13 protein-coding genes are annotated in these 17,491 nt (G+C 53.5%); 6 read left to right on the forward strand and 7 right to left on the reverse strand.

The window, feature by feature from the left end:
- The first annotated feature begins 447 nt into the window (after positions 1 to 447).
- The gene (locus J7395_RS16810; protein WP_247742249.1) at positions 448 to 1,491 is read left to right on the forward strand and encodes a proline racemase family protein; all 1,044 of its coding nucleotides are present in this window, start codon (positions 448 to 450) and stop codon (positions 1,489 to 1,491) included.
- 84 nt (positions 1,492 to 1,575) lie between these two features.
- On the opposite strand, the gene J7395_RS16815 is transcribed toward J7395_RS16810, so the two are convergent.
- The 4 genes from J7395_RS16815 to J7395_RS16830 form a co-directional block, all read right to left on the reverse strand.
- Complete coding sequence (locus tag J7395_RS16815; protein WP_114110005.1) at positions 1,576 to 2,262, reverse strand: GntR family transcriptional regulator; 687 nt, start codon at positions 2,260 to 2,262, stop codon at positions 1,576 to 1,578.
- A gap of 171 nt (positions 2,263 to 2,433) precedes the next feature.
- Positions 2,434 to 3,435: a 4-hydroxyproline epimerase gene (locus tag J7395_RS16820; RefSeq protein ID WP_209222586.1), complete on the reverse strand. Its 1,002-nt coding sequence runs from the start codon at positions 3,433 to 3,435 to the stop codon at positions 2,434 to 2,436.
- Positions 3,436 to 3,446: 11 nt separating this feature from the next.
- Positions 3,447 to 4,736 (reverse strand): FAD-binding oxidoreductase, encoded by a 1,290-nt coding sequence (locus J7395_RS16825; RefSeq protein ID WP_209222588.1) that lies wholly within the window; start codon positions 4,734 to 4,736, stop codon positions 3,447 to 3,449.
- Positions 4,737 to 4,912: 176 nt separating this feature from the next.
- Entirely contained in the window at positions 4,913 to 5,809 is an 897-nt protein-coding gene (locus tag J7395_RS16830; RefSeq protein ID WP_062958565.1) for a dihydrodipicolinate synthase family protein, read from the reverse strand.
- Between the two features lie 262 nt (positions 5,810 to 6,071).
- On the opposite strand from J7395_RS16830, the gene J7395_RS16835 reads away from it, so the two are divergent.
- Entirely contained in the window at positions 6,072 to 8,171 is a 2,100-nt protein-coding gene (locus J7395_RS16835; protein ID WP_209222590.1) for a bi-domain-containing oxidoreductase, read from the forward strand.
- Here the strand turns inward: J7395_RS16835 and J7395_RS16840 are convergent.
- Together J7395_RS16840 and glpK are read right to left on the reverse strand one after the other, a co-directional pair.
- The gene (locus tag J7395_RS16840; protein ID WP_209222592.1) at positions 8,153 to 9,094 is read right to left on the reverse strand and encodes an AEC family transporter; all 942 of its coding nucleotides are present in this window, start codon (positions 9,092 to 9,094) and stop codon (positions 8,153 to 8,155) included. The genes J7395_RS16835 and J7395_RS16840 overlap by 19 nt on opposite strands.
- Positions 9,095 to 9,281: 187 nt before the next feature.
- A complete protein-coding gene (gene glpK / locus J7395_RS16845) occupies positions 9,282 to 10,775 on the reverse strand; it encodes a glycerol kinase GlpK (protein WP_209222594.1) in 1,494 nt (497 codons plus the stop codon).
- A 272-nt stretch (positions 10,776 to 11,047) separates the two neighbouring features.
- On the opposite strand from glpK, the gene J7395_RS16850 reads away from it, so the two are divergent.
- Together J7395_RS16850 and J7395_RS16855 are read left to right on the forward strand one after the other, a co-directional pair.
- Positions 11,048 to 12,142, forward strand: coding sequence for a UDP-N-acetylglucosamine 2-epimerase (locus J7395_RS16850; protein ID WP_209222596.1), 1,095 nt, complete (start codon positions 11,048 to 11,050; stop codon positions 12,140 to 12,142).
- Between the two features lie 88 nt (positions 12,143 to 12,230).
- Entirely contained in the window at positions 12,231 to 12,743 is a 513-nt protein-coding gene (locus J7395_RS16855; protein WP_062950875.1) for a hypothetical protein, read from the forward strand.
- Positions 12,744 to 12,820: 77 nt separating this feature from the next.
- Here the strand turns inward: J7395_RS16855 and J7395_RS16860 are convergent, their stop codons facing one another.
- Positions 12,821 to 14,281 (reverse strand): NAD-dependent succinate-semialdehyde dehydrogenase, encoded by a 1,461-nt coding sequence (locus J7395_RS16860; protein ID WP_114109999.1) that lies wholly within the window; start codon positions 14,279 to 14,281, stop codon positions 12,821 to 12,823.
- A gap of 565 nt (positions 14,282 to 14,846) precedes the next feature.
- On the opposite strand from J7395_RS16860, the gene glpD reads away from it, so the two are divergent.
- Together glpD and J7395_RS16870 are read left to right on the forward strand one after the other, a co-directional pair.
- Positions 14,847 to 16,388, forward strand: coding sequence for a glycerol-3-phosphate dehydrogenase (gene glpD / locus J7395_RS16865; RefSeq protein ID WP_209222598.1), 1,542 nt, complete (start codon positions 14,847 to 14,849; stop codon positions 16,386 to 16,388).
- Entirely contained in the window at positions 16,385 to 17,485 is a 1,101-nt protein-coding gene (locus J7395_RS16870) for an ABC transporter ATP-binding protein (protein WP_114109998.1), read from the forward strand. Before glpD ends, J7395_RS16870 begins: the two co-directional genes overlap by 4 nt.
- The last annotated feature ends 6 nt before the right edge of the window (positions 17,486 to 17,491 follow it).

Genomic DNA, 17,491 nt, shown 5'->3' on the forward strand with positions numbered 1-17,491 from the left:
AAACCAATCTGGCCTAAACCAAATCAGTCCGTCGTCTCCAGGATGCACAGACTTTTGCGCCATAACGCTGCCCGCGCATCCCTTCCTACTGATCAACAATGTCAAAGAACTCTAGAGCCGTAGCCCTTCACCTCACAGTCCGCGTCGCCGTCTCCTTGGCGCCGCACCCCGTCGGTGGAGGCGGGTTATAGGGCCCCTCGCCGGACCTGTAAACACCTTTTTTAAGAAAAAATGACAGAAAGTGCGAGACGCAAAATTTTTGCGCGAAACCACATATAGGTTTCACTTTTATGACCTGCAAGGCCGAGCCTGACGCCAAAATCCGGGTGCGGCGCTATTGCGCGCATGTTCAAGGCCGCTAAGATAGATATGTCGTGCCAGACAAAGCGCCTGACTTCAGCCGGAATCCGACCCTGAATTTCCTTTAAAAATTTGCAGAACACCAAAATGAGTCGCCAGATGACCTCCAAACCGCCCCTGCCCAACCGGAAATCCCCTATCAAAGTCATTGATATGCATACCGGCGGCGAGCCGCTTCGGATCATCACATCGGGTTATCCGGCGATTCCGGGCGACGATATTCTGGCCAAGCGTCGATATGCCCGCGACAAACTTGATCATCTGCGGCGGTTTCTGATGTTCGAGCCGCGCGGTCATTACGATATGTATGGCGCCATTCTGGTCGAGCCCAGCCTCCCCGAAGCCGATCTGGCGGTTCTGTTCATCCATAATGAAGGCTATTCGACCATGTGCGGCCACGCCATCGTCGCCCTTGGCCGATATGCCGTTGATTACGGATTGGTCGCGCCTGTCGAACCGATAACGCCGGTTAATATTGAATGCCCCTGTGGGCTGGTACGTGCCGAAGTATCGGTGACCAATGGGAAAAGTGGTGCCGTCCGTTTCAAATCTGTTCCGTCATTCATGTTTGCTGCAGATGTTGAATTGGCGCTTGCCGACGGCCGGGCATTCAAAACAGATATTGGATATGGCGGTGCATTCTATGCCGTTCTGGATGCCGGGAAATTCGGCCTTGAGGTCGGGTCTTCACCGGTGCGCGACCTGATCGATCTTGCGCAGTCCGTATGCAGCGCGGTGAATGCCAGTATCACGCTAAACCATCCCGATCATGATGATCTGGCATTTCTGTATGGTGCCATCTTGACCGATGGCAAAGATGCACCTGCCAAAGAGCCAACACGTAATATATGTGTCTTTGCCGACAATCAGGTTGATCGCAGTCCAACCGGGTCGGGCGTCAGCGCGCGGCTTGCCATTCACCATGCCAAAGGACTGATCCCAACCGGTGTAACGAGAACATTTGAAAGTGTCATCGGGTCAGATTTTAAGGGTCGCGTTTTGGACACAACCAGATGCGGGCCTTATCCGGCAATCATTGCCGAAGTATCGGGCAAGGCACATTACAGCGGTGAAGCCAGTTTCTGGCACGATACAGATGATGAAATCGGACGCGGTTTTATTGTCCGCTAGTTCGCAAATTTCTTGCGACTGAAAGTGCAAAGGGACGCGGCAAAAGCCTGCGTCCCTTTGTTATAGAATACAATGATCTTGTCGTCAGTTCGGAGCGCCTTCGCTGGCACGTGCGCCGCGCAGGCATTCGATCAGGCTGTTTTTCGAATTTTCGATATGGGCTTCGAGGAGTTCGACCGCATAGTCAACATCACGCGCCTTGCAGGCATCAAGAATATGGTGATGTTCCCGTTCTGCCCGATCAGTTGCCCCGGAAAGAGCAAGCTGTGCCTGTGTAAAGCGGACCGTATTGTTGCCAATCATGCGGATGATTTCGAGCGTCTTGGGCCGGTTCGACGCACGATATAGCCGATCGTGGAATTCGCGGTTAAGTTCGCCCCATTTCGAAATATCACCCGACCGGAAAGATTCATCATAAACAGCCAGAATATCTTCGACCGATTTGATGTCTTCGGGTGTCAGTCGCGGCACCGCATGACGCAGCAATTCACATTCCAGCATTTTGCGAACTTCAAAAAGCTCTTCGATCTCGTCAAGCGAGAGATGAGCAACAATCGCGCCCTTATGCGGCTGGAACGATACCAGACCTTCGGCATCCAGACGTTGCAAAGCCTCGCGAACCGGAATGCGCGAGACATTATATTCGGTAGCAATCGCATCCTGACGCAACTGGAACCCGGCCGGGAAATCACCCGACAGAATGCGGGCGCGCAAATCTTCGGTTACCTGATCGGTAATGGTGCGGCGGGTAAAACGCGGTGATGCGGTCATTTTGGCTCTTTTTATCTGTCCTGTGCGGTATCGGGCCCGGCTTCATATCCCCAAACGTCACCGCCCCCTTTTTCTAGTCATACCGATGCGTTGGTTTAGGCGCAATACAATTGCAATCATGCCGCTACGGCATCAGGGGTTTGCCAATAGAAACCGGCCCCGACCAAACGCCTATTTCACGATAAATCCATGTGCGTAAGGATCACGATCATCGATGAAAATCGTATTGTAGCCATGCTTGCGTGCCCAGCCTTCGATCCCCGGCACCACCGCGTCATAGTCTCCAACTTTTGTCTGTTCGACGACGGTGACACGGAACTGCGACCCGATAATGCTTTCATGGACCAGCTCATGCGCCGGGTCCCATTGCCCCTTGCCGACCAATTGTGCCAGACGGGCGGATGAGCCGGTTCCACAGGGTGAACGGTCAATCCCCTTGTCGCCATAAAACACCGCATTGCGATGGGTGCTGTCAGGCTGGGTCGGCTTGCCTGTCCACTGTATATGTGACAGGCCCTTGATATCGGGGTGAAGAGGATGAACGAACTCGGCCACCTCGTTCAGACGGCGGCGAAGTTCCGGGCTGATACGCTGAAAATCACCTACCGTGTAGTCGGCCATATCGCGAAAGTTTTCCTGCGGCTCAACAATCGCGTAGAAATTCCCGCCATAGGCGACATCCACTCTGATCAGGCCGAGATCGGGACAGTCGACCTCGATATCGGTTTTGTAAAGGAAGGATGGCACATTGGTCAGTTTGACCGATTCCACGTAATCGCCAACCTGTTTATATTCGGCAATCACAAGACCGGCCGGTGTTTCAAGGCGCAGCACGCCCGGGGTCTTGGGCTTTACCAGACCTTCCTCGATCGCCATGGTGACCGTTCCGATCGTGCCATGACCACACATCGGCAGGCAGCCGGATGTTTCGATAAACAGGATGGCAACGTCACAATCGTCGCGCGTCGGTTCATAAAGGATCGAGCCCGACATGATGTCATGGCCACGCGGCTCGAACATCAACCCGGTCCTGATCCAGTCATATTCCGCTAGAAAATGCGCCCGTTTTTCGAGCATGTTTGCACCTTCAAGCTTTGGTCCGCCGCCCGCAACCACACGCACCGGATTGCCGCAGGTATGTCCATCAATACAGAAGAAGCTGTGTTTTGCCATTTGGTGCGGCCTTATCCTTGGAAACGATCAATACGATACGGGGTCATGTTAATGGGGGCAGTCGCATCACTCACCAAATCGGCAATAAGCCGTCCGGTGGTGGCCGCCATGGTCAGGCCAAGATGACCGTGACCGAATGCGAAGAAGACATTTTCATGTTTGGGGCTTGCCGAAATCACCGGTTTGGAATCCGGCATTGAGGGACGGAAGCCCATCCATTCGGTGCCGCCTTCGGCGCTGAGCTTCGGAAGAACTTCTTTGCCTTTGGCAAAAAGAGCCTTGGCGCGATTATAATTGGGGGCGGCAACCAGCCCGCCAAGTTCAACGGCACCACCCACACGAATACCCATTTCCATCGGGGTCAGAACAAAGCTGTCATCAGCACAAATGACCATGCGCGACAGCCTGACACCATTATAGGGCACTGTTGTATTATAGCCGCGCTCGGTATCAAGAGGCACAGAGGAGCCAAGTCGTTTGGCCAGCGTTTTTGACCATGCGCCACAAGCAATGACAATCTTGTCGAAGGTAATCTGATCGCCTTGTACCGTTATCACGGCACGCGGTTTGCCGTCGCGGTAAACGAAATCGGTAACCTCGGCATTCTGGAACTTCCCTCCACGTTCCAGAAAATGCTTGTAAAAGCCGGTAACAATTCGGAACGGGTCAAGAACCCGGCCCCAGTCCTCCTCCATCACGCCGCAGGCGAAGATTGGGGCAAGATCAGGCTCAATATCCATGACCTCGTCCTTGGTTAGGTCACGAATTTTGACACCATTACGACGGCGAAGATCAATTCCATATTCGGCATCGCGGCGTGTTTTCTCGCTGCGATAAACACCCATGGCGCCTTCTTTTTTAAATATCGCATCGGAAAGACCTGTTTCTGCGATCACCGGATCGTAATCTTCCCAGGCCCGGTTAAGAATAGCGGCAAGTTCGCTCGCAATCTGCTCCACCCGGCTTTTAGAACTGGCGGCCAGAAAACGGATCAGCCAGGGCATCATTTTAGGCAAATAAGACCAGCGCACCGAAAGTGGTCCCAATGGGTCCATAAGCCAGCCGGGCACATTTGCCCAAACACCCGGCATGGCGATCGGCGCACATTCCGTAACCGCAATTCCGCCAGCGTTGCCGAAAGATGCTCCCATCCCCGGCTCCGCGCGATCGACAATCGTGACGTCATAGCCCTGCTTCAAAAGAGCCAAACCAACATTGACGCCAATGATCCCTGCACCAACGACAACAGCATGCCGGCTTGCCTGCGCGGAAGATTGTGAAGCAGAAGAAGGTTTTGACATATTCTGGAGCCCTGCCTTTTGGTGTGCACTTTTGTCTTTGTTTTTTGTCTGGTGTCAGATGGCAGCAAACTCCCCTGCGAAAATCGGAGGGGAGTTCACTGTTGCCATCAAATCAGACACAGATGCAATCACGCCTTGCAGGTCGGATGCAATGAATGCGTTGATTGCAAACCGAATTAAAGTTTCGGGCGTGTATCGATGGCTTTCTGGATCGTTGCGCGGATACGCTCCATTTCCTCGCCAACCAGCGGCAGACGCGGAGCACGGACATGGGCCTTGCCCACGCCGGTCATTTCCTGTGCCAGTTTAATATACTGAACAAGCTTGGCATGAACATCCATGTGCAGGACCGGGGTAAACCAGCGATAGATTTCAAGAGCTTCTTTGTATTTTCCTTCGGAAAGCAGTTTCCAAAGTGCTACCGATTCCTGCGGGAAGGCGTCGGTAAAACCGGAAATCCAGCCAACAGCACCCAGAACCTGGGTTTCCATGACAAGGTCATCCATGCCGCAGAACAGAACGAAACGATCACCACAGGCATTATAGATGTCGGTAATACGACGCGGATCGCCTGAGCTTTCCTTGATCGCGACCAGGTTTTTCACATCGGCAAGCTGGTTGAATTCTTCCGGCTTGATATCGATGCGATAGGCACCCGGGTTGTTATAGATCATGATCGGAAGCTTGGTCTTGGCCGCGACCGAACGGAAATGCTCGATATTTTCGCGCGGATCGGCGGTATAGATCATACCCGGCAGAAGCATCAGGCCGTCAGCACCAAGCTCCTCGCATTTCTGAACATAACGAATGGCAGCCTGGGTCGAGTTTTCAGCAACACCCGACAAAACCGGTATACGACCATTGGTAACTTCAACAGCAAGCTTCAGAACCGCGATTTTTTCTTCCGGCTCAAGGGCTGCGTTCTCGCCAACCGAGCCCAACATGACGAGGCCGTCAACACCGGCCTTGATCAGTGCTTCAATCTGGTGAGCGGTCATATCGTAATCGATTGAACCATCTTCATTCATCTGGGTGGCAACGGCGGGGAATACGCCAGTCCAGTTTACCTGCATGGAAAGTAACCTCCTGATTTGGTCGCGTGCCCCACTATCGGGTCAGACCGTTTGATCACCAAAACCCGTATATTTACAGGCCTCGATTGCATATATGTATATTGTATACAAATTTCAAATCCGAAGGGCAACCACTAATTTGAAACAAGGAAAAAAGTCCAAATCAAACACGTGATCAGGCGATAGCAGCATCGACCTGCACAAACCGATATGATTTAATTCCTGCATATATTTCATCCATAACGTGTATCGGGACGATATTATGACAGACATGCGGGCGTTGTTACGCTTTCCCGGTGAAAGACGAATTGCTGTTACTGATTGTCCCATACCCGCTCTGTCGCCCGGCACCATCATGGTCCGCACCGAAATATCCGTCATCAGCACAGGCACCGAAAGGCAGCAGGCAGACGAAACCAAAGCACCCCTTATACGCAAGGCATGGCAACGGCCGGATCTGGTGGCATTGACCATTGAAAAGTTTCGCCGCGACGGGGTATTGGCAACGATCAATGCCGTAAGGGGGCGGCTCGACAGGCCGATGGGGACCGGATATGCCAGTTGCGGGGTCGTTGTGGCGATGGCCCAGGATGTCACTGAATTTGATATCGGGCAGCGTGTTGCCTGTGCTGGTTTGGGCCATGCGAACCATGCCGAATACAATATTGTTCCGCGCAACCTGGCCTGCCCTGTCCCGGATGCAGTTAGCAGCGAAAAAGGCGCCTTTGCCACCCTTTACGCCATTGCCCTGCATGCCGTTCGGCAAGGCGAGCTTGTTATCGGGCATAGGGTTGCCGTGGTCGGATGCGGGCTTATCGGCCAGTTGGTGACCCAAACGGCAATTGCGGCTGGCGCAATTGTAACCGTGATAGAACCCGTCCCGGAACGCCGGGAGATGGCGATGGCAAGCGGAGCCAGCAACTCGTATGCGGAAATCCGGAACACGCCAGCGGATCAATTTGATGCTGTTTTGATCTGCACCAGCGGCAATGAAACCAGCACCATAATTGAAGCTGCGGCGCGACTTTGCCGGGATCGCGGCATCATTGTCTGTGTCGGAGACATCACCCCGAAGGCATCCCGGAACATTATATATCGCAAGGAAATCACCATACGGCAGGTGCGATCCTATGGTCCGGGCCGATATGACCCGAACTACGAGCAATTAGGACAGGATTACCCGATCGGCCACGTGCGCTGGACCGTGAAACGTAACATGCAAGCGGCCCTCGCCCTTCTTGAAAGCGGCAAACTGAACCCGACCCCGCTTGTTTCGCAGCAGATTGATCTGGAAGATGCAGCCGATTTTCTTGACTCCCCGTCAATGATGGCAACCGTCATCCGGTATCAGAATGTCGATAACCGCCCCAAAGCATATAAACCGGCAGCGCAGATCAATGCCGCCAGCAACAGCACAATCGGGATCGGATTGATCGGTGCCGGAAATTATATGGTCAATACCTTGCTGCCGCGACTAAGACGACAAGAGGATATCACAATCAAGGCCGTCGTTTCGCAGTCCGGCCTCTCGGCCCTTGCGATCCGGCGTCAATTTCCCGATGCGACCGCACTCTCCTCTGCCGAAGACATTCTTGCAAGTCCGGATATCGACACGCTTTTCATTGCCACCCGCCATGACAGTCATGCCGACCTTGCCTGCAAGGCATTAAATGCAGGGAAACATGTCTGGCTGGAAAAACCGCTTTGCGTCAGCCGGGAACAGCTTGAAGCCCTGAGGAAAGTTGCGAAACAAAATAGCCCGCAAATCTTCATGGTCGGGCATAACAGGCGCTTCACCCCCATGGCGGCAATGCTGAAAAAGCATCTGCCAAAAGGTAAAATACAGTTTCGCTATCAGGTTCGTTCTACTCCTATCCCCACCGACCACTGGCTTAACCGACAGGGACAGGGCGGACGAACAATCGGCGAAATCAGCCATTTCATCGATCTGATTTCAACCCTTGCCGAAACTGAACTGCTCCGATTGCAATGCGACTGGATTGACCGCGAAGCCGGAGACAGCATTTGGCATCTGACCTTCGCCGACGGATCGCGCGGCGAAGTTTCCTATCTGCGTGCCGCCCGAAGGAATACGCCAAAGGAAGTTCTGGAAGTATCTGCACCGGGCTTTGCCGCAATCATGAACGATTGGCGAAAACTGGTGATAAATGGCACGACAATCCTGCGAAAACCACTATTCGCCAGCCCGGACAAGGGCCATGACGATGCCATTGCCGCCTTCCTCGATACAATTAAGTCAGGAAGCCACGATCCTCGCATCCCCGGTATCGACGCAGAAATACATCTGATGGATCAGATCCTTGGTGCCGCGAGTGGTGATAATCAATACGGACCGGCGTAAAGCACAATAAGCGGCAGTGTGATCACACTAATCAGCGTTGTAATCAGGATCGTGGTCGAAGAACGGTCGATACAGATATTATAGCTGCCGGCAATGATTGCCACATTGGCTCCGGCGGGAAGGGCCGCAATCAGCACCACAATTGTCAGCCACAGCGGCTGCAGATCGAAAACAAAATGCGCAACCAGGAACACCAGAACAGGCTGCACGAACATTTTTGCAACCGTGCACAACATGCTTGCAGACATATTGCCGCGAACCGACTGACCATAAAGCCCGGCCCCGACCAGCAACAATGCAATCGTCGGGCCCGCGGTCCGGAAACGTTCCAACGTTCCATCAATCATTTCGGGCAATCGAAGATCAATCAGGGACGCCAGCACACCCAGAATAATCGCAACAATAATCGGATTACGCAGCACCCTAGCCACACTGCCAGCGACATTTGGTAACCAATGCCCACCGCTGGAACGCGAACCTTCAACGATCATCACAGTCAATCCCAGCAAAGTCAGCGGATGGATCGACAGGATAATCAGAAGCGGTACAAGCCCCTCTTCACCGTATACAGCCTGAACCAGCGGGATGCCGAGTAACACAATATTTGAGAACCCCCCCCCCATTGCGGTGATTGCCGCCTCGTCCGTTCTGGCCTTCAGCCATGCACGCGCAACCATAAACACCAGAACAAAGTTAAGCAGGGCTCCGGCATAATAACTGCCCCATAAACGTAAGTCGAAATGTGCGCTGATGTCCGATTGCGACAGGGTTTGAAACAGCATTGCCGGGATAAAGGCGCTCATTGCAAGGCGGGCAAGGAATGGAATGCCCTCGCGGCTGATGACGCGAAACCGGGTCAAAAGATAACCGCACAGGATCGTCAAAAAAACAGGTCCGACTTTTCCAACGATCAGATCAAGCATCTTTTCCCCCAGCCGCCTGATGACGGCCCCATAGGGTCGCACCAGTAATCAATAGCAGCAGTTCCATGAAAACACGGGAGAACATCCCGCAAAAAGAAAGGACGGTACCGCACGGTACCGTCCCGATCTTACAAAGCAATTTCGACAATGACCAGCCCGTAAAACCGGCTGATGCAGCCCTGCCGGATCAATCCTGATCCGTCATCACCCGTTTGACCGCATTTTTCCAACCGGCCAAAAGATGATTGCGACGACCACCTTCAAGTTTCGGTTTGAATTCCGCGTCCATGTGCCAGTTTTCGGCAATATGGCCGAGATCGCGATAGATCCCCGCCTGCAAACCGGCAAGATACGCCGCACCAAGGGCGGTCGTTTCCGTCACCACCGGTCGCTGAACCGGGACATCCAGAATGTCGGACAGATACTGGCACAGCCAGTCATTGGCGACCATACCACCATCAACCCGAACGGCTTTGGGTGAAACACCGTCTGCGGCCATGGCTTCAAACAGATCAAAGGTCTGATAACAAACGCTTTCAAGTGCAGCACGGACGAATTCGCGCGGACCGGTATCGCGGGTCAGCCCGAAAATGGCACCGCGCGCATCCGGATCCCAATAAGGCGCGCCAAGTCCGGTAAAGGCCGGCACAAGATAAACCCCGTGATTGTCATCAAGCGATTTGGCCAACCCTTCGCTTTCGGCGGCCGACTTGATGATTCCAAGTCCGTCGCGCAACCACTGCACCGCCGCTCCGGCAACAAAGATCGCCCCTTCGATGGCATAGCTGGTTTTGCCATTCAAACGATAGCCAACCGTGGTCAGCAAACGGTGCTGTGACGTCACGGCCTCGTCCCCGGTATTGAGGATCACAAAGCAACCGGTGCCATAGGTACTTTTGATGTCGCCCGGTTCAAAGCAGCATTGGCCGAATGCTGCCGCCTGCTGGTCGCCTGCCATACCAAGCACCGGGATTTCACACCCGAAGATATCGGGATCCACCATTCCGAAATCGGCAGCACAATCCTTGACTTCCGGCAGCATGCGCTTGGGAACACGGAAGATTTCGCACAACCGATCATCCCAGGCATTGTCGCGAATATTAAAAAGATTGGTACGCGCGGCGTTGGTCGCATCCGTCGCATGCGACTGGCCCCCAGTCAAACGCCACAACAGGAAGGAGTCGACCGTACCGAACGCCAAGTCGCCCTGTTCGGCGCGGGCCCGCGCACCGGTTACATGATCAAGTATCCACGCAACCTTCGTCGCCGAAAAATAAGGGTCGATCAAAAGCCCGCTTCGATTATTCACATCCGTTTCGAGTTCCGGATCGCGCCGTTTCAGATCATGGCAAAGTGCGGCGGTACGTCGATCCTGCCAGACGATGGCATTATAAACCGCCTTCCCGGTTTTACGATCCCAGACCACCGTGGTTTCACGCTGGTTGGTGATGCCAATCGCCGCGACATTGGCAATATCGACCCGCGACAGGGCTTCGCGACAAACGGCCACAACTGTATCCCAAAGGTCTTCGGGATCATGTTCGACCCAGCCGCTATTGGGAAAATGCTGCGGGAACTCCTGCTGCGCGACGGCCACAGATCTACCATTGGCATCGAAAACGATGGCGCGTGAACTGGTGGTTCCCTGATCAATCGCCAGAATGTAGCGTGTATCGGTCATTTCTGTTTCCTCCCAAGCCGACAGTTGGTCTGCCGTACCCTCACAGCCCTTTGCGGCACCTGATTGTCACCGCGCATTCGGCTGGTTCAACTGATTTTGTGTTTCTATTTAGAAAAAAATCGCACCAAAAAACAATTCGTTTTCGAAAATTTTATCAGATTTTTTGTCATCCACCCTATCCCATTTGGCAACAGTTTCGTCAAAATGATATAGAAGACAACACCTTACCACACGCCAACCCGGTTTGAGCATTCATCAGGAAAAACGCCGCAATGATCATCGATCTGGTCTATGGTACCCGGCCCAATCTGATCAAGGCTGCGGCTCTTTATCTGGCGTGGCAGAAAAAGCGTGACGATCTGCCCTTTATCCTACGTCTGGTTGATACCGGCCAACATTGGGATTCCGCCCTTTCCGAAGGCTTGCGACTTTCGCTTGGTTTACCAACCCCTGAAATCCGGCTTGGAATCGGGCAATCCGGAAATAGCCGGGATATGCTTGTTCAGAATACAGATGACACCTATTGCCGGATGCTTTGCCAGTCACCAGCACAGGCGACAATTGTCATTGGCGATGTTAACGGGTCTTTGGGTGTCGCGCGCGCCGCCAAAAGGAGTTCCGTTTACCTAATTCATCTTGAAGCTGGATTGCGCGGTGGGTTTGATGCCGTTGCCGAAGAGGCCAACCGGACAGAAATTGACAGCCTGTGCAATATGCACTGGGCCCCGGATGAAGCCGCAGCCAACAACCTCCATAGCGAAGGCATCAATGCTAAAGGCATTCATAATGTCGGTAATATCGTAATTGATGCGATGCTTCGCTTCGGCGGATCAACAACGGCGATCTGGTCTCCATCGGTGCAAACGGGTCCGGTTCTATTGACGCTGCACCGTGCGGAAAATATCGACAATATTGTGCGGTTGTCTTCGATCATTGATGCAATTATCGACCTTTCCCATGAAACCCCAATCATCTGGCCCCTTCATCCGCGTGCGCAAGGCGCCCTTGCGCAAAGCGGCCTTTGGCGTCGCATCCGCGATGCCGGAAACATCAAGATCGTAGCGCCGATGCTCTATCCCGATTTTCTGGCGGCTCTTGTTACCGCACGCTATGTGATAACGGATTCCGGCGGAATAATTGATGAATGCGCGTGGCTCGGCAAGGCGGGATGCATTTTGCGACCGACCACGGAACGCGCGACTGCACTTGAAGCGTCCGCGCTGGAACTTTGCGAACCGGCAGATCTGGTCCAAACCGCCACCAACCTTACGAACAGAACAGCACCACCAGTTCCTTTCCGGCCTGTCGGCTGGGACGGCAAGACGGCTAACCGAATGCTTGATACGCTGGTTGCTCTTGACCGGTAAAGTTGTCCGATAAATCGCGGCACGAGATTTGCAACCTGCGATCCCATGATTTCTTTTTACCGGCATTATTTTCCCATGGAGGATCGGGATGGCGATATATGACACCCTGATGAGCATCAGCAACATCGCATCCAGTGCGAAAAGCACCTATGCGGCGGCAAAAACCATTGCCTCGAACAGTCAGCCCCTGCCCGAAGAGGACAAGGAAAAAAATGCCGACATCGCCTACATCAAGGAACACGGTTTCACGACCTATGTGAAGGAACTTGAAGAGCGCAAGATCGAAGAGATGCGCCGCAAGATCCTGCAATCGATGGGCCTTGATGAGGAAAGCCTAGCAAAGATGGGCGCAACCGAACGTCAGGCCATCGAAAAAACGATTGCTGATGCGATCGAGGAAAAGCTGAATGGCGCAACACTTGCCAACAAGCAGAACAATGGTGAAGAAACACCGTCAGAACGACGTGATCGCATGCAGGCCGAAATTGCCTTCAACCCAAATATGTTCGATGTTTTCACAGCCCTTCAGTCTGAACTTTCGGATGGCTCGGTCCAGTCGATCACAGCCGATGACGAGAAAAAGCAGGATAACGCAGCATAACGTTGCGATTTCATGCAGAAACAAAAGGCGCTGTCGAAGTGACAGCGCCTTTTTCGTTTCGGAAATCCGAAAATGCCTTAATCATCGATGCCTGCCATGCAGACATATTTGACTTCAAGGTAATCCTCGACCCCGTATTTTGAACCTTCGCGGCCGATGCCTGACTGCTTGTAGCCGCCAAACGGGGCAACTTCGGTCGCAATCACACCGGCATTGACGCCGACCAGACCGGTTTCAAGGCCTTCGGCAAGCTTCCAGATACGGCTGATGTCACGCGAATAGAAGTACGATGCCAGGCCGAACTCGGAATCGTTGGCCATTTCAAGCACTTCATCATCACTGTGGAAGCGGATCAGCGGTGCCATCGGGCCGAAAGTTTCCTCGCGGAAGACCAGCATGTCGCGGTTGGCATCGGCAATCACGGTCGGTTCGAAGAAACTGCCGCCCTTTGCGTGGCGCTTGCCACCGGTCAAAACCCGACCGCCCTTGGAAAGCGCATCGGCAATCTGATTTTCGACTTTCTCGACAGCCTTTTCCGTAATCAGCGGACCAAGAACAACGCCTTCTTCGGTGCCATCGCCCACTTTCATTGCCGATGCCTTGGCAGCATATTTTTCGGCAAATTCGTCATAAACCGCGTCATGAACAAAGATACGGTTGGCACAAACACAGGTCTGGCCGCTATTGCGGTATTTCGAGGCAATCGCCCCTTCGACCGCAGCATCGACATCTGCATCCTCGCAAACAATGAACGGCGCATTACCACCAAGCTCAAGACTGATTTTCTTGACAGTGTCGGCGCACTGACGCATCAGCAAACGGCCAACAGCGGTCGAACCGGTAAAGGTCAGTTTGCGTACAATCGGGTTCTCGGTCATTTCGGCACCGATGGTTTTGGCGTCCCCGGTCACAATCGACAAAAGCCCCTTGGGCAAACCGGCGCGTTCGGCAAGGATCGCCATCGCAAGGGCAGAATACGGTGTTTCCATCGCTGGTTTGACAACCATCGCACAGCCAACGGCCAATGCCGGTGCGGCCTTGCGGGTGATCATCGCGGTCGGGAAGTTCCAAGGTGTGATCGCGGCACAAACCCCAACCGGTTCTTTTAAAACGACAACACGGCGGCCGGGTGCGAAGGTCGGAATGACGTCACCATAGATGCGTTTGCCTTCTTCGGCGAACCATTGCAGGAAGGACGAGGCATAGGCAATTTCACCGCGCGATTCTGCAAGCGGCTTACCCTGTTCGGCCGTCATCAGGCGCGCAAGGTCCTCCTGATTTTCCATCATCAGGTCGTACCATTTCATCAGAATGGCCGACCGTTCCTTGGCAGTGCGTTTCTTCCACTGCTTTTGCGCCTTTTCGGCAACTTCAATCGCGTGGGCAACTGCATCACGACCCAGAACCGGCACCGTGCCAAGCACTTCGCCCGTCGCAGGATTGGTAACCTGTTCAGTTTTGCCGTCTGGGGCGTCAACCCATTCACCGCCGATATAAGCCTGCTGAGTGAATAAGGACGGGTCTTTTAGAGAAACCATGGGAATGCCTCCGGAATTTTGCTTTGGGATCGAAGCATGAAAGTCATGACCATCATCTAGTTCGATCCGTGGTGGTTGCCACATCTTCGCAAGGAAAAAGCCCATTTGGCAATCGCAAACACTTTGCGTGCAATGCTTTGCAACAAGATTGCGTCTGGTTTCTGATATGGCGCGGCTTTTTGCAGAACCAGCCGATAAACGGTTGTTTTCCCCATCCACCCCACTCGGATAAGGCAAGTTTCGCGTGATTTAAGGCCGCAATCTTATGCCTTGAGGGAACAGATGGCTGCATTCATTTTTTTCGGTTTCAAACGATTCTGGTCAATTTCCCGGAGCAAATCGTTTCGAGCTGATCATTCCGCCGGAAACAAAATAAATCTATCAGCCACAAAGAACCCATATATTACAACCCATTATAACCCTGCATCCTTATTTCGTTATCGAAAATTAAAATTCTTCATAATTTTCGCTTGCAATTATTTTGGGCGGTTCGTAACGTTTTTGAAAGAACAGAATGACAGTTGAGAACATCTGTCACAAATCAGAGCAATCAGGGAGGAAGCGGTTGCTCAATTCAGAAACATACGACATTGCCATCATTGGCGGTGGCATCAATGGCGCAGGCATTGCGCGTGATGCGTCCGGCCGTGGCCTCAAGGTTTTTCTTTGCGAAAAGAACGACCTTGCAAGTGCGACTTCATCGGCCAGCACAAAGCTGATCCATGGCGGGTTGCGTTATCTTGAGCATTACGAATTCCGCCTTGTGCGTGAGGCCCTGATCGAGCGCGAAGTGCTTTTGAACGCCGCCCCGCACATTATCTGGCCTCTTCGTTTCGTTCTACCCCATGTCAAAGGATTGCGTCCGGCCTGGATGATCCGGCTGGGTCTGTTCCTGTATGATCACCTTGGCGGCCGCGAAAAACTTCCCGGTTCGGAAGGTATCCGCCTGAAGCAGCATGTCGCCGGTGCGCCGCTGATTGCCGGCATGGAAAAGGCATTCGTCTATTCCGATTGTTGGGTGCAGGATGCCCGTCTTGTCGTCCTTAACGCGATGGATGCACGTAATCGCGGTGCAGACATCCGGGTCGGAACCGAATGTGTTGCCGCCAGACGCGAGGGCGATCTGTGGTCTGTCATTGTTCGGGACAATGCCGGCGAACACACAGTCAAAGCTAGGTCGCTGGTCAATGCCGCCGGTCCTTGGTGTGCGGAAGTCCTTGAAAAACGTGTCGAAGCCAAAAAGAAACAGGGTATTCGCATGGTTCAGGGCAGCCACATCGTGGTGCCCAAGCTGTTTGACCATGATTACTGCTATATTTTCCAGAATCCGGATGGCCGTATCGTTTTTGCCATCCCCTACGAACAGGATTTCACCCTGATCGGCACCACGGACCGCGATTATAAAGGCGATCCGTCAAAGGTTGCGATCAGCGCAGATGAAATCAGCTATCTGTGCGAACTGGCCAATACCTATTTCGCGCATAAAATCTCGCCAACCGATGTCGCCTGGTCCTATTCCGGCGTTCGTCCGCTTTATGGCGACGGATCCGAAGACGCATCCCAGGTCACGCGCGACTATGTTCTTGAAATTGATAATGGCGACAAGGGTGCGCCGCTTCTGAACATTTATGGCGGCAAAATCACCACCTATCGCAAGCTAGCTGAATCAGCGATGAGCAAACTTTCCCCATATCTCGGGATTGCAGATGATCGCTGGACCGATAGCGTCGCCCTTCCGGGCGGCGACATGCCAAATGGCGATTTCGAAAGCTATCTTGCTGCAATGCAAAAGAAATTTCCGTGGATTCCGGTGGCTCAACTCTACCGCTACGTGCGAAACTACGGCACACTGACCCACACCATCATTGGCGATGCATCCGACCTTTCCGGGCTGGGTACGCATCTTGGCGATGATATTTACGAATGCGAACTGCGCTATCTGGCGGATCAGGAATGGGCACGTACTGCCGATGACGTATTGTGGCGCCGATCCAAACTCGGCCTGCATCTGTCAAAGGATGCTCAGACCGCCATTGCGCAATGGTTTGCAACTGAAACCAAATCGAATAACGCCGTGAAAACGGGCGAAGGAACAAATGTGAAATGACCCTTACGCTTGAAAACATAACCAAGACCGTGGGAGGGGAAACCCACATCGACGACGTGTCGATGTCGCTTGAGCCGGGATCATTTAACGTCCTTCTCGGGCGGACCCTGGCGGGCAAAACGACGCTGATGCGCATTATGGCAGGTCTTGAACCACCAACCAGCGGGCGCATTCTGGTCGATGGCAACGATGTCACCGGCATGCCCGTTCAGAAACGCAACGTCGCGATGGTCTATCAGCAGTTCATCAATTATCCGTCGATGAGCGTCTATGACAATATCGCGTCCCCCCTGAAATTGCAGGGCGTCGACGCGGCTGAAATCGAACGTCGCGTAAAATCCACCGCCGAACTGATGCATATCGAACATCTGCTTGATCGTCTGCCGCAGGAACTTTCGGGCGGTCAGCAACAGCGCACAGCGATGGCGCGCGCCATGGTCAAGGATTGCACCCTGCTTCTGCTTGACGAGCCGCTGGTCAACCTTGACTACAAACTGCGCGAAGAACTGCGTGAGGAAATCCCGAACCTTCTGGCGGAACGTGACACCATTGTCGTTTACGCCACCACCGAGCCGATGGAAGCCCTTTTGCTGGGTGGCAAATGTGCGGTGATGCATGAAGGCCGCGTAACCCAGTTTGGCCCGACCACACAGGTTTATCACAATCCGGCCTTTGTCGAGACCGGCCTGATCTTTTCCGATCCGCCGATTAATCTCGTCAAGGCCGAGGTCCGTGATAGTGCTCTCTATCTGGCAAGCGGCCATCAGGTCCCGCTGAGCGGTCATCTTTCAGCCCTTACCGATGGACAATACACCATCGGGGTTCGCGCCAATCACCTGTCGGTCGATCAGACCAGTGCCGAATGCGTTGCAATGCAGGGCCAGGTTGAACTGGCTGAAATCACCGGCTCGGAAACCTTTGTCCATGTTCATTTCAACGACGTTTCCTGGGTGATTCAGGAAGAAGGTGTGCACAACCCGCGGCTTGGCGAGGCGGCCACCTTCTATGTCGATCCCAAACGTCTGTTTGCCTATGACGCCAATGATCGCCTTGTGGCGGCACCGCCTGTTGAAATTCAAAACGGCAAGGCCGCCTGAGGTTGG

It is taken from the genome of Thalassospira sp. A3_1 (assembly GCF_017744215.1).
GTDB classification, from domain to species: Bacteria; Pseudomonadota; Alphaproteobacteria; order Rhodospirillales; family Thalassospiraceae; genus Thalassospira; species Thalassospira lucentensis_A.

Coding starts and splice junctions, on each gene's coding strand:
- J7395_RS16810 (WP_247742249.1), top strand. CDS start 448: ATGAGTCGCCAGATGACCTCCAAACCGCCCCTGCCCAACCGGAAATCC.
- J7395_RS16815 (WP_114110005.1), bottom strand. CDS start 2,262: ATGACCGCATCACCGCGTTTTACCCGCCGCACCATTACCGATCAGGTA.
- J7395_RS16820 (WP_209222586.1), bottom strand. CDS start 3,435: ATGGCAAAACACAGCTTCTTCTGTATTGATGGACATACCTGCGGCAAT.
- J7395_RS16825 (WP_209222588.1), bottom strand. CDS start 4,736: ATGTCAAAACCTTCTTCTGCTTCACAATCTTCCGCGCAGGCAAGCCGG.
- J7395_RS16830 (WP_062958565.1), bottom strand. CDS start 5,809: ATGCAGGTAAACTGGACTGGCGTATTCCCCGCCGTTGCCACCCAGATG.
- J7395_RS16835 (WP_209222590.1), top strand. CDS start 6,072: ATGACAGACATGCGGGCGTTGTTACGCTTTCCCGGTGAAAGACGAATT.
- J7395_RS16840 (WP_209222592.1), bottom strand. CDS start 9,094: ATGCTTGATCTGATCGTTGGAAAAGTCGGACCTGTTTTTTTGACGATC.
- glpK (WP_209222594.1), bottom strand. CDS start 10,775: ATGACCGATACACGCTACATTCTGGCGATTGATCAGGGAACCACCAGT.
- J7395_RS16850 (WP_209222596.1), top strand. CDS start 11,048: ATGATCATCGATCTGGTCTATGGTACCCGGCCCAATCTGATCAAGGCT.
- J7395_RS16855 (WP_062950875.1), top strand. CDS start 12,231: ATGGCGATATATGACACCCTGATGAGCATCAGCAACATCGCATCCAGT.
- J7395_RS16860 (WP_114109999.1), bottom strand. CDS start 14,281: ATGGTTTCTCTAAAAGACCCGTCCTTATTCACTCAGCAGGCTTATATC.
- J7395_RS16870 (WP_114109998.1), top strand. CDS start 16,385: ATGACCCTTACGCTTGAAAACATAACCAAGACCGTGGGAGGGGAAACC.